Raw genomic sequence first — 20,333 nt, 5'->3', positions numbered from 1 at the left:
CAGGTAGTTCAAAAGCAATGGTTGAATGGCTGGATTGCGCTAGGGCTGTAATAACCATCCAACAATATAACCATTCAACCATCGGCGCTCTACGCTTTCGCCAGGAAATCGCGCAGCACGTATTGCAGGATGCCGCCGTTTTCGTAGTACTTGATTTCGATGGCTGCATCGATGCGGGTTTTAACGTCGAAAGTAATGGCGTCACCTGTTTCGGGCTGGGCTACTACTTTGAGTATTTTGCCGGTGGCAAGCCCTTCCTTAATACCCGTGATGGTAAATGCTTCATGACCGGTTAAGCCCAGTGACGCGGCATTTTCTCCATTGATGTATTCCAGCGGAAGCACACCCATGCCCACCAGGTTACTGCGGTGAATGCGTTCGTAGCTTTCTGCAATAACCGCTTTTACGCCCAGCAGGTTGGTACCTTTCGCAGCCCAGTCGCGCGATGAGCCACTGCCGTATTCTTTACCTGCAAGAATAACGAGCGGTGTTTTAGCCTGTGCATACTGTATGGCTGCATCATAAATAGGTAACACAGTGCCGGTAGGTATCATCGTGGTAAACCCACCCTCTTTGGGTGACAGCTGGTTTTTAATACGCACATTGGCAAAAGTGCCGCGTATCATCACATCCTCATTGCCCCTGCGTGAGCCGTAGGAGTTAAACATTTTAGGGTCGATACCGCGGTCGAGCAGGTATTTGCCGGCAGGTGTATCGGGTTTAAACGAGCCTGCGGGTGAAATATGGTCGGTGGTGATGGAATCGCCGAGCTTCAGCAGAACGCGTGCCTGCAGAATGTCTTCGAGTGGTGCAGGTTTATCGGGCAGGTTTTTAAAGAATGAGGCTTCTTTAATGTAAGAAGAATCGCTGCTCCAGCGGTAATCTTTTCCTTCCGGGGCATGCAGGCCCTGCCATTGCTCATCACCATCAAAGATCACTTTATACGTTTGTTCAAAATCTTCCTGTTTAACGGAATTGAATACCGCATCGTTTACTTCTTCCTGGGTAGGCCATACATCGCGCAGGTAAACCGGTTCACCATTGGGGTCGTAACCCAGCGGGTCGCTGAACAGGTCAATATCTATGCGGCCTGCAATGGCATAAGCCACCACCAGGGGCGGTGATGCAAGGAAGTTCATTTTTACCTGCGGGTGCACGCGTGCTTCAAAATTGCGGTTGCCCGAGAGTACAGAGGCCACAATGAGTTTGCCCTTGTCTACTGCTTCTGCAATATGCGGCGGCAATGGCCCGCTGTTGCCGATGCACGAAGTACAACCGTATCCAACAATGTGAAAACGCAGTGCCTCCAGGTCGTTCAGCAAACCGGAGCGCTGCAGGTATTCGGTTACTACCCTTGAACCCGGTGCCAGGCTGGTTTTAACCCATGGTTTTACATCCAGGCCGCGGCTGATGGCTTTGCGTGCGAGCAGTCCTGCACCCAGCATTACACTGGGGTTAGAGGTATTGGTACAGCTGGTAATGGCGGCGATTACAATGCTGCCATCACTGAGTACATATTCCTGGTTTTTGAGTTTGATGCGTACAGATTGCAGGCTGTCTACCTCCACTTCCACCGCATCGTTGTGTTTCTGCACTTCGTAAGTGAAAGTGGTGCCTGAACCGCCTTCTGACAGCCAGGCATGATCACGGCGTTTGCTTTCAGGCGTGTACACGCGTTTAAATTCCTTGTCGAGCAGGTCTTCAAACTGGCGATGTACATTTTTAACCAGAATGCGGTCCTGCGGGCGTTTAGGGCCTGCAAGGGCGGGTTGTATCTGCGACAGATCCAGTTCCAGCACATGCGAGTAGGTAATGTTTTCATTACCGGTGCGCCACAACAGGTTTTCCTTATAGTATTCTTCCACCAGTTTTACCAGCGCTTCGGGGCGGTTGCTGCGGCGCATGTATTGCAATGTTTGCGCATCAACCGGGAAATAGGTAACGGTACAACCGAATTCGGGTGACATGTTCGAGATGGTGGCGCGGTCTGGCACGGTGAGGTGATCGAGCCCGTCGCCAAATACTTCCACAAACTTGCCTACCACGCCAAATTTGCGCAGCAGTTCGGTAATGGTAAGCACCATGTCTGTGGCAGTGATGCCTTCCTGCAGTTTGCCGGTGAGTTTTAAACCGATTACTTCAGGGCAGGTAAAATATACGGGCTGACCAAGCAGTGCGGCTTCTGCTTCAATGCCGCCCACGCCCCAGGCCAGCACACCAATGCCGTTTACCATGGGTGTGTGGGAATCGGTGCCAACGAGCGAATCGGGAAAAGCCCAGCCGTCGCGTTCAACCACGCCTTTGGCCAGGTACTCCAGGTTTACCTGGTGGCAAATGCCCATGCCGGGCGGCACCACAGTAAAATTATCAAATGCCTGCTGGCCCCATTTCAGCAGCTGGTAACGTTCCTTGTTGCGTTCGTACTCATACGCCACGTTTTTGGTGTAAGAGTAGTCGGTGCCAAAGAAGTCTACCTGTACCGAGTGGTCCACCACCAGGTCTACCGGTATCAGCGGGTTTATTTTGCTGCCGTCTTTCCCGCGCCTGATCACTTCCGCGCGGATAGAGGCAATATCCACCACGGCAGGTACGCCTGTAAAATCCTGCATCAGCACCCTGGCCGGTTTAAAAGGGATGTCTTTATCCGTGCCTGCGGGTTCCCAGTTGGCCAGTGTGTTCACATGTTCATCGGTAACGGCAAAATTGTCGTGATTGCGTAATACGTTTTCCAGCAGTATCCTGATGGAGAATGGCAGAACAGCAATATTTTTTCCTTCCTGTTCCAGTTTTTTAAGTGAAGCGATGCGTTGCTGCATGTCCTTTTATTTGATTCTAGTAAAATGGTTGTTTTGTTGGCGAGTGCGCAGGCAGCGTAGTGCCGGAAGGCGGCAGGATTTGTTCACGGCTACCGCCGGTGAATACAAAATAACAGGGAAACCGGTGAAATGTTTATGTCAGTACAGTGCCCGGGTGTAAATAGACAACGTTTTCCCCGGTTACTGCATAAGATTGCCGTTTTTAACAGTGGCAAACCAGGTAAATCAACACGGCTTGCGGTAATAAAACGGTACCGGGAATACGGTTAACGCAGTTGTGACACAGCGCTTTGCATCAGCACATTCGTACTGCTTCCCTGGCCTGTGCCGTTGGTAAAAAAAGTGTATCTTCATCGCAAAGCTCCAACATGAAAAACTTCCGTCTCACCGGCATCACTGCCGCCGTATTGCTGTTTGCCTGTACCGGTTTTAAACAACTGCCTTCGCACGACTGGATTCCCCTGTTCGACGGTAAATCGCTCAATAACTGGAAAGTTGGTGATAATGCCGCTACCTTTTCTGTACAAAACGGAGCCATTGTTGCACATGGCAATACCGCGCACCTGTTTTATGATGGCCCGGTAGAAAACCACAACTTCAAAAACTTTGAATTTAAAGCAAGGGTGATGACCATGCCCGGCTCCAACTCAGGCATCTATTTTCATACCGCTTACCAGGAAAACGGCTGGCCTGCCAAAGGTTACGAAGTGCAGGTGAACAACTCGCATACCGACTGGCGCCGCACCGGCAGTTTATATGCCGTGCAGGATGTAAAGGAAGTATACGTAAAAGACAGCGTTTGGTTTACCGAAAGCATACTGGTGCGTGATAAACACGTAGTAATTAAAATCAACGATAAAACCGTGGTAGATTACACTGAGCCTGAGAATGTAAGCCGGCCCGATGATATGAAGGGACGTATAATATCCAATGGCACCTTTGCGCTGCAGGGCCATGACCCCAAAAGCATTGTTTATTTCAAGGATATTTATGTAAAACCGCTGGCTGATTAATAATCAATGCTTAAACAATAATCTTTACAACACCATCACTGCAAGCATTTCGTAAAACCTGCGCCCGGAATGCTTCATTATCCGTTAAAATACGGTACTGCTAACCTATACAGTTCGTGAAAAATACCAGTATATTTATACCACTTGTGTTATATTTCGGGAAGTGTAGGAGTGACCATTACTAAAACTGCTGACATGGCTCGAAAATCTTTGATCAAAAAGTTCAGGGACGTATCCATTGCACGTAAACTTTATTTCACAGTTGGTATTATGGCCTTGCTGATAGGCATTGAACTTTTTACCCTCTTTTTTTCTATTCACACACTGTCATCGGTAAGGGCTTATGTAGAAGGCGAAGGGCTCTGGTCAAAAGGCCAGAAAGACGCCGTGTATCAATTGCTGAAATACGGCATAGGACATGATGAAAACGACTACCGCCAGTTTCAGTCGTACCTGTCTGTTCCCATGGGCGACGGCAAGGCGCGTATTGAAATGGAGAAACCGCATCCTGACCTTGCCGTGGTACGGGAGGGGTTGATACAGGGAAAAAACGACCCGGACGATGTAGATGGCATGGCGCATCTTTTCCTGCGCTTTAACAAGGAGCGCCACCTGGCCCGCGCCATTACGGCATGGGGCAATGCAGAAAAATACCTGCACCTGCTGGTAGATATCAGCGATTCACTGCATGCAGCTGTTCGTGCAGGTAAACCGCAAAACGAGATCAATGCGATACTCGAGAAAATAACCCCCATTAACCAGCAGATTACTATACAGGAGAATGATTTTTCGTTTTCATTGGCCGAGGGTGCACGCTGGCTCGAAAACCTGGTGATGCGCATCCTGTTTTTTATTGCCCTTACCGTAGAAGTATCAGGGCTGGCACTGGCCATACTGGTGAACCGCGATATTCAAAAAGGCCTGACGGAAATTATTGAAGCGGCAAAGGATTTTGCACGCGGCAACCTGTACAGGAGGGCACGTGTTATTTCCGGTGATGAAATAGGTACGGTAGCGCAATCATTCAATGAAATGAGCAGCCAGCTCGAAACCAAGATCAACGAACTGGAAGGTGCGCAGCGGGAGCTCAACACCTATGCATTGGAACTGGAAATGAAAAACAAGGAGCTGGAGCAGTTTGCCTATGTGGCATCGCACGATTTGCAGGAGCCATTGCGTACCCTGAACGGGTTTACCAACCTGCTGCGCGAACATGCCAAAGATAAAATTGACAGCCGGGCAGATACCTACCTGCGTTATATGCAGGCCGCCACACTGCGCATGCAGGATTTGATTAAGGCACTGCTCGATCACGGCCGCATCGGCAAACACCAGGAATCGCAAATGGTAGACAGTTACCAGCTGCTGATGAGTGTGCTGGATGATTTGAAAACATTGATCAAAGACAAAAAAGCGTTTATACAAAGCGGCAGCCTGCCCACACTGCGCGCTCACCCGGTTGAGCTGCGTATTATGTTCCAGAACCTGGTTACCAATGCCATCAAGTTTCAGCAACCAGGCAATAATGCGTATGTGATTATCGAGGCCGACCAAACCGGCAGCGGCTGGCAGTTTATGGTGAAAGACAATGGTATTGGTATAGAACAGGAAGATATTGAACGGATCTTTATCATGTTCCAGCGCCTGCACATGCGCGATGAGTACGAAGGCAATGGCATTGGGCTGGCGCATTGTATGAAAATTGCTGCATTGCATGCAGGTAAAATATGGGCCACGTCAGAACCGGGTAAGGGAAGTACGTTCTTTTTTACAGTGAATTTATAGTGGGTGACAAGAGCCGGTGAATAGTGAATAGTCAATAGTGAATGATTGAAGCGGTTTTTTACCATGGAGGAACACAAAAAGGTGAACCGCAAAAAGTGGGGGAGAGAGCGGTTAAATTCACCGAAAAATATAGTGTTGCTGCATTGAAGTAGTTATATTGCGATGTGCATTTTTGATTGCGCAATCCTAAACCAATATTTTATGAAAAAATGTGTAACACTCATTGCGGTACTCCTGTGCCTGTGCGCTTCACTCCATGCCCAAGCCGTAGATGGTTTAACACCCCAGCAACAAAAAGCAATCTCCCAGAAAATAGAGAAACTCACTGCCGGATTTAAACAGCAGCTTATCAAAGCCAACGAAAACCCTTCTTCCGTTGAGTTTAAGTTAGACACCTTCCGTATTGAACGCTGGGCAGCTGCCTGTCTAGAACTTGATGAAAGTGATGCCAGCATGCGCCAGGTAGAGGCAGAACGCGCAGGTTTATACGATAGCCTGCTGAATAAGTATTACCACAAGCTCAATGATGTGCTGAAAGGCGACGACCGGAAAATACTGCAGCAGGCGCAGCGCAACTGGCTGCAATACCGCGACAGTGAGCTGCAGTTGCTGTCAACCGTAGCCAAAGATGAATATTCCGGCGGCGGCACCATACAACGCCTGATTAATGCATCTGAATATACCAGTATTGTAGAAGGCAGAACCATTGCCATTTTTAATCACTATCAACGGGCCATCCAGGCTGAATAATAACACCGCACCTGCACACGAAAGCCTGTATGGTGCGGTGGTTTTATTGTTGAAGACATCTGGTTTTTGCAAAATAAAAAGGCTATCCGGGTAACCGGAATAGCCTTTTTTGTTTAGTACTTTTTGCTTAATCAATCCATACAGGGTTGGTTAGCAAAAGCATTTTGTTGTTGGGATCGCGTACTTCGGCGCGTATGTAAGTATGTTCCTGCGCATTGGTAACAATATATTGCTGTGGTTTGGACGAGGTGATTTTAGGAATGGCATACAACAGGCCCTTGTTGCTGTAGAAATACAGGGTAGCGCCATCAAGGTGTTTAAAGCTGTAGTGTATGGTGATTTTTTTCTTCTTCCCGGTGTGCAGTGTTTCACCTATGCCTGCTTTCTGTTTCTCACAACCCAGCTGAAAATCGGCAATATAACTGCTGTCTGCCGCAATATAACAACTGCCTTTTTTAAGGCCGCCGATAATAGCTTTGCGGTTTAATCCTGTTGCATGTACCACGGTTTGCGGGTGGCCTGCGGTATTGCGGCTTACCGGGTTGTGTGTATCACTGGCACCGATGGCGGTTATTTTTTGTTTGCGCCGCAGCATTTTATCCCACCAGTCTACAGCATACTCATCGTTTATTTCCCAGGGGCCGTTCCATACTTCAATGCCATCGAACCCGGTGGCAGGGAAACGCGTGTCTACTGCCGGATCACTGTCGTAAAAAGGATGATTGATGATACAAAGGCCGCCGCTATCACGTACCTGTTGCTGAAAGCGTGCAACCAGTCCGGATGCTGCATTGTAGCGCCAGTCTATCCAGGTGTAAGGTGTTACGCCAATCGCGTTCCAGTGGTTTTCTTCATGCGGTGTAATTTCTTCACCGTTCATGATCAGTAAATTTTTATGTTCGTATTTGCCCCATTTCAATGCAGCTGCATTGGTATTATGATTGGTCGATATCATGAAGCGCAAGCCGGCTTTAGCCGCATACTCCACCAGCAATGCAGGATTGTATACGCCATCAGAGTTTACATCGTGCATGTGCAGATCGCCGCGGTACCAGCCCGGCTGGTTGTTGATGCTTTCCCGTGCAGGTGTGGCTTTAAAGTCGGGTGCAATAACGGGATAGCTGCCCAGTGCTACTTTTATGGTATAATCAAATCCATCCTGTTTAATGGTGGTAGGTACAATCATAATATGCCACAACCCCCTGTTAACTGTACCCGGTATGTAGCTGGGTGTTGCATCGGCGGTGCTGATGGTAACAGACTTGCTGCTTTTGCCACCTGCCCATCCACGGAAGCCGTTGGGGGTACCAAGGTCAATACCTTTTTCATCGAACAGGCCAATGTCCAGTACATTGTTCACTGAATCTGATATGCTGGCCTGCATGTTAAAGCTGGTGATGCCTGCCGGCACGTTAACCGGGAGGTAGGTAATCTGTTTGTAATCGGCTTTGCTGAAATGACCGGTGATAACCGTGTCCCACACTGGTTTGGAAGGGAGTTGCTGGCTTTTGGCTGTGATAGTAAACAACAGCATGCCTGCAAAGCTGCATAGTGATTTTTTCATGTTATCAGATTATACCTGTTTGATGTTAGGGTTATGGCAAGCGCTATGAATGCAGCAAAGTATTTTTAATGTCGTTACAGGCTGTAATATAATGGAACAGGTTCAAAAACAGCGGCGAAACGTTCGCCGGTCACTAAAATCCAGTATTTTTAACGACTTCCTTTCAACTTTAATACTTTTAACTAATGCACGAGGGTAACACACATATGCTGCAGGTAGAAGGCCTGAATGTTTTTTACGGCAGCTTTCATGCAGTGCGCGACGTGGCTTTTGATGTAAGGCCCGGTGAAATATTCGGACTGCTGGGGCCGAACGGCGCAGGAAAAACCAGTACGCTGAGCGCAGTAGAAGGTTTGCTCAATTTTCAGTCGGGCACCATTACGGTTGCCGGTTACAACATTAAAAACGAACCGCTGAAAGCGCGCGCCAATGTGGGGGTGCAACTGCAGTCGACCAGTTTCCAGGCCGAGCTTTCGGTAACAGAGATCATCCGTTTGTACGCAGGTGTACATGGTGTGCCGGTAACCAAACAGTCACTGCAGGATGTGCTGGCAGCAATCAACCTGGTTGATTCCGGCAACAAAAAATACGGTGAGCTTTCAGGCGGTCAGCAGCAGCGTGTATCGCTGTATATAGCCACCATTCATCAGCCACCCCTGGTATTGCTCGATGAGCCTACAACCGGCCTCGATCCGCAATCGCGCCGCCAGTTATGGGAGCGCATTGAAGCATTGCGTGAAAAAGGACATGGCGTATTGCTCACCACCCATTCAATGGAAGAAGCAGAAGCTGTGTGCGACCGCATTGGTATTATTGACCATGGCCGCGTAATTATCATCGATACACCACAGGCATTGATTGAACAATACCGCAACGATCCTGAAGTGATCAGCGTATCGCGCAGGGGCAAGGTTACCCTGGAAGATGTATTTATTGCACTCACCGGCCGTGCTGTACGCGCCTAAAACAACACAAACATGCAAACCAATATACCTAAAACGTCTGAAGCGCTGTCTGCACTGATGCGGGCAGATTTTACCACGCAATGGCGTAACCGCAAATCGTTTATGCTGATATTGCTGGTGCCGGTTGTGATTCTTGTTTCCTGGCAGGGCATCATCAACAAAATAGGCGCAGCCTTTGCTTTTTCTACCTGTATTACTATCGGTTTGATGGCTATTGGCCTGATGGGTTACTCCAACAGCATTGCGCGTGACCGGGAGAAAGGCGTGTTTCAGCGCCTGCGCGTATCGCCCGTGCCTTCATGGACCATCATGGTGAGCAGGCTCTCTGTGCAGCTGGCCATGATATTGCTGCTGACTATACTTGTGTTTATCGCCGGTTTTTATGTTGATCATGTAAGTATTACGCCGGCCGGTTATGCACTGGCCTTCTTGGCTGCCATAGCAGGCGGCGCTGTGTATCTTGGATTGGGGCAGGTAATTGTGGGGCTTATCAAGAACCCGGAAACAGTAAACTCTACTACCAGGCTGGTATACTTTTTATTTATAATGGTAGGCATGTTCAGCGATTTCAGCGCGCTGGACGAGCAGGCGTCGGGTACTGTAAAACTGGTGAACAACATCGTTAAATGGTCGCCCTATGGTTGTGTTAAACGCATTCTGCTGGCATCCATGGAACCCGGAACCTGGAACATGGATTGCACCAATGCCCTGCTGCTTACATTTGGTTATGCTGTGTTGCTGTCGGCCATTGGCATACGCAAGTTTAAATGGAGCACTAAATAAAACACCTGTATGTATATAACAGGAGAGGCCGTCCCTGCTAAACCGGGACGGCCTCTTTTATGTAAACTGTTTATAAGCCGAGGCCAAGGCCGCCCAGCATACCGCCGGCAGCATTTTTCATTTCATTTTCAGCAACAGTTTCTGCTTTGTCGATAGCGCGGTTGAGCGCGGTAATCAGCAGGTCTTCCAGTTCCTGTTTGTTTTCAGGGCTTAACAATGCATCGGCTATTTCAATATGCTGAATTTGTTTGCCTGCAGTGGCTGTTACTTTTACAGCACCGTTTCCTGCTTCGCCCTGCACCTGTATGCCTGACAGGCTGTTTTTCACATCCTGCATTTTGCTTTGCGCTTCCTGCAGTTTTCCCATTAAGTCTCCGAACATACTTGATTGTTTATGGTGCAAAGATAGAAAATAGCTGGCAGGTTTTAGCGGATAGCGGTTAGCTGCCTGCTGTTGGTTGTGTCCCTGCAACCAACCATTGTCTCAGTAATATGAATACTCGCTTAGATTATCCCGACTGTCGATTGTCGATTCTTGATGCCTTTTATTATCCTGCTACATCCGACATGGTGTAATACAATGCATTGGTCAGGGGTTGTATGGGTTTTTTCATGTAATCGCTGTATACCTTGGTGAAGGCTGCACCGAAATAGAGGATGATGGAAGAATAAAACACAAACAGCAGCAGCAACACCACCGAGGTAGAGGTGCCGTACAACACGCCCAGGTTGCTGCCGGGGAGTGCCACGTGTAATACCACTTTGCCGGTGTTGAACAAAATGCTGGTGATAAAAGCACCGGTAAGCGCAATGCGCCAGGTGGGCCGTCCATCGGGCAGGTAACGGAACAATACGGTAAACCAGGCAGTAACCACCAGTAAAGACAATAATTGTGTGAATGCTACGTTGAAAACAGAAGCAATGCCGGGCCAGCTTTCTGAGAGATAGTTGCCCAGCAGGGTTTGCATGCTTTCTATGAGCAGGCTGGCCAAAAACAATACACCTGCAACAACAATAACCAGCAGGGAGCGCAGGCGGCTGAACAATACGGAGCGTATGTTTTCCTTACCGGCAGCCATGCGTATCATCCACAACTGGTTAAACGAGCTTTTGATAATTTTGAACAGGGTAGTAGCTACAAACAGCATAAACAACGACCCGAAAATGGCTACAGGCCAGCTTTGTGCCAGTCCCCTGAAACCGCGGATGGCATTGATGATGGGTTGCACACTGTCCTGGCCAACAACCGATGAAAGACGCTGTACCAGGTTGCGGCCCATTTCACGGCGGTTGAACATGAGCCCCATGAGTTGAATAAGGATCAGTAATATCGGGGGCAGCGCAAAAGTGCTGAAAAAAGAAGTGGCGCCTGCCAGTCGCAGGGGATCGTTTTTCAATAACAGTTGCAGTGCATCATTTAACAGCCTCCGGCTATCTTTAAAGGAAATCAGCTTCATAACAGGCCGGTATTATTCGATAAAAAGGCGATATGGTTCTAAGACACATAAAGCGAAATAAAGTTAAATTGTAAACAAAAACAGATGAAACTCCTTCAGCGCGGCAATTTATTCGGTTATTCACTCCTGTTTTTATTGTTTTTCTGCGGCAGTACGGTGGCTCAGCCTGTTGCAGTAACGGTTGACCCGGCCGCTACAGCGCCCGGTATACAAACCGTTCACGGTGCACACCTGGCCATGTACAGTGCGGATGTACCGCAGCAAAACAAACTGGTGCTGATGATTCCCGGTACCAACGGCACTGCTGCAGGTTGCCGTGTGTTCGACAGCAGTGTGGCAGCCATGGGTTATCATGTTATCAGCATCGACTACAAAAATACGGTGATCACAACGGTTTGCAGCAATAGTACGGATAATGACTGCTTTGATCTTTTCAGGCGGGAAATTATACTGGGCACACCGGTAAGCAGCCTGGTTGAAGTAGATTCGGCCAACAGCATTGTTAACCGCGTAACAAAACTGCTGCAATACCTTGCAGCAAACGATGCAAAAGGCAACTGGCGTACATTCCTGGAAAACGGGCATCCTAAGTGGGAGAATATTATTACTGTTGGCCACTCGCAGGGTGCAGGGCATGCGGCTTACCTGGGCAAACTGTTCCCGGTATATAAAGTACTGATGTTATCCGGTCCGCAGGATTACCTCGTGCATTTTTCACAACCCGCCGGCTGGCAACAGCAGCAGGGCGTAACACCGGTTAGCAGTTATTACGCTTTCCTGAACAGGCAGGATCCTTTTAACATGCAATACCAGCTGGCCAATGCAAAAGTGATTATGCAAACCAATGCACCAGACAGCCTGTTTGTTTTACCCGGCGAAGCAGTAAAAGGGCATCCGCATATATTGATCAATGACCTGGATACCAAAGACCATCATGGCTCTACCTTAGACCCGCGTTTTGTACAGGTGTGGAATTATGTGCTCACCAATTAAAGAAGGCGGCAGGATCAGTAAATTTGCCGCAACAATTTTTGTTTATGACCCCCGATCAACTCAACATCGCCGCTGTGAAATACGAAAAGCTCTGCAGTTTAACGCAGGGCGATTACAGAGCTTTTTTATATGACTGCGATGGTACGCTGGCCGACAATATGGATGCACACAAGGCCACTTATGTAGCAGTAGCCGCCAGTTACGGCATTGAGCTGGATGATGCTATTATTGATGAACTGGCGGGCTGGCCTATTTCAAAGGTAGCAGCTGCCATTAGTGAACGGTATAAAACCAAATTCGATCCGCAGGAGTTTGAGGATCTGAAATCGAAATTATTCTTTGAAGAATACATCGAAAAGATAAAACCGGTTGATTTTGTAGTGGAGCATTTGATCGCACACGCAGGCAAGGTAAAGATTGGTGTTGTTTCGGGAGGTACACGGCCTGCTATTGAAAAAACATTGCAGGTACTGGGCATCCGGCAACTGGTTGAAGTGCTGGTATGTGCAGGTGAAACACCGCATGGCAAACCCTGGCCCGATCCGTTTTTATCTGCAGCCGAGCAACTGCAGGTGCCACCCGGCAAGTGCATGGTGTTTGAAGATGGTGAACCCGGCGTAAAAGCCGCCATTGCAGCCGGTATGGAATGGATACGTATTGATCATATTTAACGGTACCGGCATTTTTGTATATGCAGGGGAATGTTATTGTTGCCCCTGTTTTTTTCGCTCTTTCTCTTCCGCTTTCTCTTTTTTACGGAAATAACCACGCAGTAAAAAGTTGTGCTGTGCTGCCTCCAGGTCCTCATCCAGCTTTTCGCTGCTGGTGCGCAGGTTGTAAATAGTGCTGCGCAGGTTGTTGGCAGCAGCGGTATCGCGCAGCAGCACACCCAGTGAATTGTTGGAATGTTTCATGGTTTCACTGAGATAATAGAGGTTGTTGGTAAAATCATCTGCATTGCTGGCTGCGGCCCGCAGCTGTGTGGCGGTATTTTGCAGAATGGCATAAGTGGTGGTATCGGTCACCAGCTCGTTCAGCAAAGTACCTTTGTTGTGGAACTGCGTTGTGTATTCATTTAAATGTGCGACCGCCATGTTTGCCGTGCTGGATGCCTGTTTAAAATTGGCAAGCGAACTGCGTATGCTCATGATCATTGTTGAATCGCGCAATAGCTGGCCCAGTGTGCCCTTGCCGTCTTCTATCTGTTTGCTGATGTTTTTGAAAGTGCCGGTAATGGCCAGCAGGTTTTTGTTGTTTTGCTGCAGGGTAGACATGATATCGTCTGTACTCAAAGCCATATCTGTTTGCAGCTGGTCACCTTCATTTACCGGCCCGGCCTGTTCCGTACCACCTGCAATTATAATGAGCTTGTTGCCAATCAATCCTTCAGAGCCTATTTTGGCGCGTGCATCTTTGCGAACAAAGCCGGTTTGTGTTTTGAGTATGTGCATGGTTACTTCTACACGCGCATCGCCTGTAATGGTCACTTTCTGCACGGTGCCTATTTTAACACCTGCATACCAGATATTGCTGCCCGATTGCAGTCCGGATACATCATTGAACACAGCTTTCACCGTAATGGATTTGGCAAACGATTTCTTTTGTCCGCCCAGCGTAAACACACCTGCCAGAAAAATGGCCAGGCCCAGGAATATAAAGATGCCCACCACTACCGGCCGGTTATTTTTGATTGGTTTCATCGCCATTGATAAAGTTGTATTGATAAAAACTGGTTACCGTAGGGTCGTTTGATTCGAAGATCGTTTCAAAGCTTCCCTGTTGAATAAACCTGCCTTCCACCATCATCGCAATACGATCGCCGGTGGTTTTGGCGCAGGTTAAATCGTGTGTAATAATAATAGAGCTGGTGCCGTATTGTTGCTGTACTTCATTAATCAGGTTGTTGATGTCTGTACTGGTAATAGGGTCGAGGCCTGCGGTGGGTTCATCGTATAACATAATCTCCGGTTGCAGTATCAGTGTGCGTGCAATACCTACGCGTTTACGCTGCCCGCCCGAAAGTTCCGCAGGCATTTGCCGCAGGGTTTGCAGCAGGCCAACATCATCGAGTACTTTTTCTACAGCCAGGTTTATTTCCTTTCTCGTTAAGTGCTTTTTATTGCGCACCAGCGGGAATTCCAGGTTTTCCTTAATGGTCATACTATCGTACAGGGCACTGTTCTGGAACGAGAAGCCAATTTTCAGGCGCAATGCCCGCAGGCTTTTGGGATTGATGGCATTCATGTCTTCACCCAGCACCCATACCTCGCCCGCATCGGCTTTCAGCAAACCGGAGATTATTTTGATGAGCACCGATTTGCCGGTGCCCGAGCGGCCCAGCACTACCACATTCTCGCCTTTGTGCACGTCGAGATCGATACCACGGAGCACGTGCAGGTTGCCGAATGATTTCTCCAGGCTGCGCAGGCGTATCACCACATCGCTTTCATCAATATGTACAGGTTGTTTTATCATTAGCCGGTGCGGATGGAGTTAAAAATCTGGACAATGGTAATTTCTTCCACAAAAATCAGGAACATGGATACCACTACTGCCCAGTTTGCGGCGCGGCCCACGCCCTGTGTACCCTGCGTGGCATAATAACCCTGGAAGCAACCGGTGGCGCCGATGGTAAAGCCATACACCAGTGCCTTTAGGGAGGAAATAAAGAAGTCGCGGAACGTAATGGTCACAAATGCGCTCTGGAAAAATGCCTTGAAACTGGTGAGTTCATTGGCATGTATATTCAGGTACGAGCCTATTAAGCCCACAAAAGCAGTATACATCATGAGTATGGGTATCATGAGCGTGGTAGCCTGTATACGGGTCACCACCAGGAATTTAAAGGGATTGGTGGCAGATACTTCCATGGCATCTATCTGTTCGGTTACCCGCATAGAACCCAGCTCTGCACCCATATTAGAGCCTACTTTACCTGCCGCTATAAGCGCCGTAACCAGTGGTGCCAGCGCGCGGATAATGGCAATGGCAATGAGTGAAGGCAGCCAGGAAGTGGCGCCAAATTCGGCCAGTGAGGGGCGTGATTGCTTGGTAAACACAATGCCGGTGATAAAACCGGTTAATGAAATAAGGGGCAGGGATTTGTACCCCACATTGTAGCATTGCCGTATCACCTCCTTCCATTCGTACGGCGGCAGCAGGGCCTCTTTGAAAAAAAGCAGCAGAAACCGGTACACCTGGTACAGGCTCAGGAAGAACTTATCTGCCCTGGCAGACAGCAGGTATTTGCCGGATGTTTTCAATTCTTTACTCATTACACAGGTTTTTCCACAGTTGTTTGTTATTCAAATACTGTTCCGGGGAAAGCGCGGGGTGCAGGAGTGAACAAAAACACGGAGGGAAAAATAATTATATGTGTTTATGCAATAAGTTGATAACAGCATCCTAGTTTTAGCTCCGGAAAGAATTTTTAACCCTAACCTTAGAAATATTCTATGAAAGGATTTTTACATTGGCTCGCGCTGCTATGCGTGGCCCTGAATGCATCGGCACAAACCGGTGCTCCTAACCTGGTAGTGACCGACCCGCCGCCTGTTTGTGCTCCCAACAGGATCAATCTTACAGATCCAAGTATTACTGCGGGCAGTGATCCTGGACTTGTTTTTCAATATTTTACTGACGCGGTTGGAGTAAATCCCGTGGCTAACCCAAGCGTGGTGAATGCCGGAAAATATTATATCAAGGCCACCAATAGAACCACGGGCGCTACATCTGCGCTATTGCCTGTACAAGTAACCGTAAACAGCCAGCCCAAGGTGCTTATTAATCCAGCAGTTGTATGCGCCCCTGACCGGGTTGATCTTACCGCCCCTGCTGTTACAGCTGGCAGTGATCCCGGGCTTGCTTATACCTATTACGCTGATGCGGCTGCTACTATGCCTTTGGGTAGTGCAACTGCTGTACCCGCTGCTACTTATTATATTAAGGGAATCAACCCGGCTACGGGTTGTGCTTCTGCACCCGTTGCGGTGGTTGCTACCATTAACAGTAAGCCGGATTTAAACGTGAATAACCAGGCCGTGTGTGCACCGGCAAAAATAGATCTTACGGCGCCTGCCGTGACCAACGGAAGCAGTGGAAACCTGGTGCTGCAGTATTTCACAGAGACTGATGTTGATGCGCAGTTTCCGCTTTCGGCTGCCGCAGCAAAGGCAGTAGATTCAGGTAGTTATTACATCAAAGCAACTGATGTTGCAACAGGCTGTTCAACTGTAAAACCAGTTGAAGCCACCGTTAACCCCATTCCTAAACTGCTTTTTATCGCCAACCCGCCACCTGTTTGTGCGCCTAATACGGTTGATCTTTCCTATAATGTGTATAGTGTAGGCACAAATGATCAGCGATTGTTCAATCAATATTATCACTCTGATAAGGTTACCGTAGAGGCAAACCCCCGGAGCGTGAAAAACTCCGGCACCTATTATATACAGGGAACGGATGAAAATGGCTGTAAGTCTGTGATGACGCCAATAGTGGCCTCCATAATTCCTCAACCAGTATTTACCGTAAACGATCCGGCACCGGTAATAGCAGGTGGCACGGCCGATCTGACTTCCGCAGCAGTTGTAGGAACCAGTGCAGATAGTCTTAATCTGAATTACTTCTCGTTTTTATATGAAGCGCCACAGATTGGCGATCATGTGCCTGATCCGAAACATGCGCCTGTGGGCATTTACTATCTTACAGCAAGCAGCAAGGCAACCGGTTGCTGGAGTAGTGTGATGACGGTAACTATAACCGAGGCGCCTCCTGAAACGATAGTACTTAAAACCAACAATATCGCCGTTTGTGCACCGGCGACGGGTGATTTAACCCTGCCAGCTGTAACAGCAGGAAGCAGTCCCGGTCTTCAGTTTACTTATTATACAACCAGCGATACTACTGCTAGGGTAAGTAATCCGGCGGTTGTAAATAGCGGTGTTTATTACATTGTTGCTACAGATGCCAAGGGACAAAAATCAGCAGCAACACCGGTTACGGTAACCATTAACAGCAAGCCAACACTGATGGTTAACAACCCAGCTGATGTATGTGCACCGGCAACGATTGATCTCACTGATACAAAAGTTACAGCGGGCAGCGATAATGCCCTTACATTTAATTATTACCTGGATGCAGCACTCATACACTTAGTGTCAAATCCGAGAAGTGTTGGTGCGGGCGCTTATTATATAGTAGCTGTTAACCAGGCTGGTTGTACATCCGATCCGAAGATGGTCAATGCAAATGTTAATAAAGTACCGGTAGTAGTGATAAACCGGCCTGCAGGTATGTGCGCCGGTATAACCACAGATCTAACTGCTCCTGCCATCACAGCCGGAAGTGAAGGCGGACTTATATACAGTTACTATAATTTTATTACAGGAATGACATTGTCTCTTTCTCAGGCACAGGCAGTAGATTCAGGTTTGTATTATATTACTGGTGTAAACCCTATCACGGGTTGCGCAGTTCAAAAGTCAATGGAAATATGGTGGCTTTACACCCCGACCTTGGTGGTAAATAGCCCCTTAATTGCTACAGGTGCCGGCACGGCAGATTTAACTGCGCCGGCTGTAACAGCAGGCACCTCTGATAATGCAACTTTTGCCTATTACACAGATGCAGCACTTACCCATGCAGTGCCTGATCCTACAGAGGTCGTTGCAGGTACTTATTATATAGTAGCTGCAAATATAGATGGTTGTAAAAGCAGTCCTGCAATAGTGCAGGTGACAGCAAATTCACTGGTACTTAAGGTAAATAACCCGCCTGCTGTATGCGCACCTTCAACAGTTGATTTAACAGCATCTGCCATAACGCAGGGCAGCTCGCCGGGTTTAACCTTTAGTTATTTTACCAACGCGGCTGCGTCGGCCGCTGTGCCTGATCCGGTGCATGTAACAGCAGGTGTATATTATATTGTTGCAACAGATCCTTTATCAGGAGCACAAAAAATACTACCTGTTACAGTTGCCATAAATCCGCAGCCGGATTTGAAAGTGACTAATCCAGCAGCTGTATGTGCACCTGCCGGCATAGACCTCACAGCACCAGCGATAACGGCCGGCAGCACCGGAGTTTTGGTCTACCATTACTACATGGCGGATAAAGCCACAGTGATACCGGACCCCACAAAAGTTGCTGCCGGCACTTACTTCATCCAGTCGGCTAACCAGTATGGTTGTACCTCAAACATGCTTGCGGTTACAGCGATCATTAATGCGAAGCCGGTTGTAGCAGTAACACAACCTGCAGTGGCATGTGCGCCTTATCGCATAGATTTAACCGCCACTGTAACAGCCGGTAATAGTCCTGATTTAAGCTATCGCTATTTCCTGGCTGACGGGGTTACTATAGTACCGAATCCTTCAGCAGTTGCCGCAGGCACTTACTATATACAGGGAACCAACCCAAAAGGTTGTTCATCCAATATGGTGAGTGTAACGGCAACCATAAATGCCCAGCCTACATTGGTTATAAATAACCCGGCAGCAGTATGTGCGCCTAACCGGGTGAATCTTACAGCGGCGGCTATTACTGCAGGAAGCGATGCAGCACTTGCATTCAGCTATTACCTTAATGCTGATGGTACAATGCCTGTTGCTGATCCTTCACGTGTACTGTCGGGTACTTATTACATCAAAGCGGTTAGCCCCGCCACTGGCTGCAGTACGCCATTGAAACCGGTGATTGTTTTGATAAATGCCCAGCCCAAACTGGTCATCAACGATCCTGCTGCGGTATGTGCACCGGGTTTGGTTGATATTACAGCCCCGGCTGTTACAGCAGGTAGTGATGCCGGACTGTCGTTCAGTTATTATTACGATCTGGTTTTAAATGCGCCTGTAGCGAATCCGCAAACACTGGGAAGCGGAACATATTATGTGGTAGCAACCAATTCTGCAACAGGTTGCTATTCAGGTTCTGCATCAGTACGGGTAAATGTAAACCCGAAACCCAAAGTGATAGCCCAGGCTGCAGCCGTTTGTTACCCTGCTACCATAAATCTTACGACCCCTGCTGTAGTGCAGGGTAGCGATAACAACCTGGTATTTGCATACTATACAGATATGGCCGGTACTTATCCTGTTCCTGCCCCGGCCAGTGTTGCTGCGGGTAGCTATTATATCATTGGTACCAATGTTTCAACAGGCTGTTCATCTGACCCGCAAAAAATAGACGCAATAGTAAACGAGCTGCCCGCCATTGCACCTGTTACAGGCGCGGGAAGTGTTGCAGTTGGTGCATCCATCCCCCTGTACGATCAGTATGCAGGTGGTATATGGAGCAGCAGTGACAATACCATTGCGGCTGTAAATGAAAACGGCGTGGTAAAAGGCATTAGCAAAGGCAATGCAGTAGTAATCTACCAGATAACAAATACGGCCACCGGCTGTATGTCGCAGGTGAATACCCAGGTGAATGTTACTGATAGCGTGCAGCAACCTGCAACACCACTTGCAGTTAAAATCCAGGCGCAGCCGGGCACGGCAATTTGTACAGATAAACCTGTACAGTTTACGGCAGCTGTAACCGGCGGTGCGGCGGTTAAGTACGTATGGCTCAAAAATGGCCAGCAAGTGGCAAGCGGCAACAGCTACAGTGCAGCATCAGCCGCTAACGGCGACCGGATTGCCTGTTTGGTAACCAATGCTGCGGGTGATGCATTTGCCGACAGCCTGCAGATGATTGTATTCGCTAAACCTGCCATACAGATCACGGGTAACAGCGCGATCAACGAGAATGAACAAACGCAACTGTATGTAAACGGAACCGGTAAAGTGGAATGGACGCCCGCAACAGGTTTGAGTGATGCTAGCAGTGCTTCTCCCAAAGCCGCTCCTGCAGCAACTACTACCTACAACATCTCGCTTACTGATGCGCATGGTTGTGTGAATACTGCCAGTTTTACGGTTAACGTAACACCGTTACTGGGTAAGTACAACAAACTGATGACGCCCGATGGCGATGGTATTAATGATAACCTGGTGATAGCAGGACTGGCTGCATACCCTGATAATAAACTGCAGGTTGTTGATCGTTCCGGCAGACTTGTATTTCAGCAAACTGGTTACTCCAACAACTGGGATGGTCGCGTAAATGGCAAATCCTTGCCGGCGGATGTTTATTATTTCGTGCTTACGGTGAAAGGGGAAGTGAAGATCAAAGGAAGTGTAGTTATTATTCACAATTAATCTGAATAG

General features: G+C 48.3%; 15 protein-coding genes. 8 read left to right on the top strand and 7 right to left on the bottom strand.

The genetic code is table 11. From position 1 onward, the window contains the following. Positions 1-89: 89 nt before the first annotated feature. Entirely contained in the window at positions 90-2,816 is a 2,727-nt protein-coding gene (acnA, locus tag DXN05_RS00710; RefSeq protein WP_116845298.1) for an aconitate hydratase AcnA, read from the bottom strand. Positions 2,817-3,184: 368 nt separating this feature from the next. Between acnA and DXN05_RS00705 the strand changes: the two genes are divergently transcribed. The 3 genes from DXN05_RS00705 (at position 3,185) to DXN05_RS00695 (ending at position 6,364) form a co-directional block, all read left to right on the top strand. Beyond that, positions 3,185-3,829 (top strand): 3-keto-disaccharide hydrolase, encoded by a 645-nt coding sequence (locus DXN05_RS00705; RefSeq protein ID WP_116845297.1) that lies wholly within the window; start codon positions 3,185-3,187, stop codon positions 3,827-3,829. A gap of 195 nt (positions 3,830-4,024) precedes the next feature. Beyond that, entirely contained in the window at positions 4,025-5,614 is a 1,590-nt protein-coding gene (locus DXN05_RS00700; RefSeq protein WP_116845296.1) for a sensor histidine kinase, read from the top strand. Positions 5,615-5,815: 201 nt separating this feature from the next. After that, complete coding sequence (locus DXN05_RS00695; protein ID WP_158559092.1) at positions 5,816-6,364, top strand: lysozyme inhibitor LprI family protein; 549 nt, start codon at positions 5,816-5,818, stop codon at positions 6,362-6,364. Positions 6,365-6,491: 127 nt separating this feature from the next. On the opposite strand, the gene DXN05_RS00690 is transcribed toward DXN05_RS00695, so the two are convergent. Next, on the bottom strand, positions 6,492-7,928 hold the full coding sequence (locus DXN05_RS00690; protein ID WP_116845294.1) for a CehA/McbA family metallohydrolase: 1,437 nt from the start codon (positions 7,926-7,928) through the stop codon (positions 6,492-6,494). Between the two features lie 185 nt (positions 7,929-8,113). Here DXN05_RS00690 and DXN05_RS00685 point away from each other — a divergent pair, with 185 nt between their 5' ends. Continuing rightward, on the top strand, positions 8,114-8,893 hold the full coding sequence (locus DXN05_RS00685; RefSeq protein ID WP_116845293.1) for an ABC transporter ATP-binding protein: 780 nt from the start codon (positions 8,114-8,116) through the stop codon (positions 8,891-8,893). A 12-nt stretch (positions 8,894-8,905) separates the two neighbouring features. Next, a complete protein-coding gene (locus DXN05_RS00680; RefSeq protein ID WP_116845292.1) occupies positions 8,906-9,676 on the top strand; it encodes an ABC transporter permease in 771 nt (256 codons plus the stop codon). 70 nt (positions 9,677-9,746) lie between these two features. Here the strand turns inward: DXN05_RS00680 and DXN05_RS00675 are convergent, their stop codons facing one another. Together DXN05_RS00675 and DXN05_RS00670 are read right to left on the bottom strand one after the other, a co-directional pair. Next, positions 9,747-10,058 (bottom strand): YbaB/EbfC family nucleoid-associated protein, encoded by a 312-nt coding sequence (locus tag DXN05_RS00675; RefSeq protein WP_116845291.1) that lies wholly within the window; start codon positions 10,056-10,058, stop codon positions 9,747-9,749. Between the two features lie 166 nt (positions 10,059-10,224). Beyond that, complete coding sequence (locus DXN05_RS00670; protein ID WP_116845290.1) at positions 10,225-11,133, bottom strand: YihY/virulence factor BrkB family protein; 909 nt, start codon at positions 11,131-11,133, stop codon at positions 10,225-10,227. A gap of 84 nt (positions 11,134-11,217) precedes the next feature. Here DXN05_RS00670 and DXN05_RS00665 point away from each other — a divergent pair, with 84 nt between their 5' ends. Together DXN05_RS00665 and DXN05_RS00660 are read left to right on the top strand one after the other, a co-directional pair. Beyond that, positions 11,218-12,126 carry a BPSS1187 family protein gene (locus DXN05_RS00665; protein ID WP_116845289.1) on the top strand — a complete coding sequence of 303 codons (909 nt, stop codon included), beginning with the start codon at positions 11,218-11,220 and terminating at the stop codon, positions 12,124-12,126. A gap of 44 nt (positions 12,127-12,170) precedes the next feature. Beyond that, a complete protein-coding gene (locus DXN05_RS00660) occupies positions 12,171-12,797 on the top strand; it encodes an HAD family hydrolase (RefSeq protein ID WP_116845288.1) in 627 nt (208 codons plus the stop codon). A 33-nt stretch (positions 12,798-12,830) separates the two neighbouring features. On the opposite strand, the gene DXN05_RS00655 is transcribed toward DXN05_RS00660, so the two are convergent. Genes DXN05_RS00655 through DXN05_RS00645 form a run of 3 tightly spaced genes read right to left on the bottom strand, consistent with a single transcriptional unit; the run spans position 12,831 to position 15,401 of the window. Then, entirely contained in the window at positions 12,831-13,826 is a 996-nt protein-coding gene (locus tag DXN05_RS00655; RefSeq protein WP_116845287.1) for an MlaD family protein, read from the bottom strand. Next, on the bottom strand, positions 13,807-14,601 hold the full coding sequence (locus DXN05_RS00650) for an ABC transporter ATP-binding protein (RefSeq protein ID WP_116845286.1): 795 nt from the start codon (positions 14,599-14,601) through the stop codon (positions 13,807-13,809). The genes DXN05_RS00655 and DXN05_RS00650 overlap by 20 nt, the downstream gene beginning before the upstream one ends. Then, positions 14,601-15,401, bottom strand: a complete 801-nt coding sequence (locus tag DXN05_RS00645) for an MlaE family ABC transporter permease (RefSeq protein ID WP_116845285.1) — start codon at positions 15,399-15,401, stop codon at positions 14,601-14,603. Before DXN05_RS00645 ends, DXN05_RS00650 begins: the two co-directional genes overlap by 1 nt. Before the next feature lie 180 nt (positions 15,402-15,581). Between DXN05_RS00645 and DXN05_RS00640 the strand changes: the two genes are divergently transcribed. After that, positions 15,582-20,324 carry a gliding motility-associated C-terminal domain-containing protein gene (locus DXN05_RS00640; protein ID WP_116845284.1) on the top strand — a complete coding sequence of 1,581 codons (4,743 nt, stop codon included), beginning with the start codon at positions 15,582-15,584 and terminating at the stop codon, positions 20,322-20,324. Positions 20,325-20,333 lie beyond the last annotated feature (9 nt).

Origin of the sequence: Deminuibacter soli (genome assembly GCF_003412455.1) — a bacterium.
GTDB classification, from domain to species: domain Bacteria; phylum Bacteroidota; class Bacteroidia; order Chitinophagales; family Chitinophagaceae; genus Deminuibacter; species Deminuibacter soli.
This window is presented reverse-complemented; position numbering and strand designations above follow the sequence as displayed.

Coding starts and splice junctions, on each gene's coding strand:
- DXN05_RS00705 (WP_116845297.1), top strand. CDS start 3,185: ATGAAAAACTTCCGTCTCACCGGCATCACTGCCGCCGTATTGCTGTTT.
- acnA (WP_116845298.1), bottom strand. CDS start 2,816: ATGCAGCAACGCATCGCTTCACTTAAAAAACTGGAACAGGAAGGAAAA.
- DXN05_RS00690 (WP_116845294.1), bottom strand. CDS start 7,928: ATGAAAAAATCACTATGCAGCTTTGCAGGCATGCTGTTGTTTACTATC.
- DXN05_RS00660 (WP_116845288.1), top strand. CDS start 12,171: ATGACCCCCGATCAACTCAACATCGCCGCTGTGAAATACGAAAAGCTC.
- DXN05_RS00650 (WP_116845286.1), bottom strand. CDS start 14,601: ATGATAAAACAACCTGTACATATTGATGAAAGCGATGTGGTGATACGC.
- DXN05_RS00680 (WP_116845292.1), top strand. CDS start 8,906: ATGCAAACCAATATACCTAAAACGTCTGAAGCGCTGTCTGCACTGATG.
- DXN05_RS00665 (WP_116845289.1), top strand. CDS start 11,218: ATGAAACTCCTTCAGCGCGGCAATTTATTCGGTTATTCACTCCTGTTT.
- DXN05_RS00670 (WP_116845290.1), bottom strand. CDS start 11,133: ATGAAGCTGATTTCCTTTAAAGATAGCCGGAGGCTGTTAAATGATGCA.
- DXN05_RS00655 (WP_116845287.1), bottom strand. CDS start 13,826: ATGAAACCAATCAAAAATAACCGGCCGGTAGTGGTGGGCATCTTTATA.
- DXN05_RS00695 (WP_158559092.1), top strand. CDS start 5,816: ATGAAAAAATGTGTAACACTCATTGCGGTACTCCTGTGCCTGTGCGCT.
- DXN05_RS00640 (WP_116845284.1), top strand. CDS start 15,582: ATGAAAGGATTTTTACATTGGCTCGCGCTGCTATGCGTGGCCCTGAAT.
- DXN05_RS00645 (WP_116845285.1), bottom strand. CDS start 15,401: ATGAGTAAAGAATTGAAAACATCCGGCAAATACCTGCTGTCTGCCAGG.
- DXN05_RS00675 (WP_116845291.1), bottom strand. CDS start 10,058: ATGTTCGGAGACTTAATGGGAAAACTGCAGGAAGCGCAAAGCAAAATG.
- DXN05_RS00685 (WP_116845293.1), top strand. CDS start 8,114: ATGCACGAGGGTAACACACATATGCTGCAGGTAGAAGGCCTGAATGTT.
- DXN05_RS00700 (WP_116845296.1), top strand. CDS start 4,025: ATGGCTCGAAAATCTTTGATCAAAAAGTTCAGGGACGTATCCATTGCA.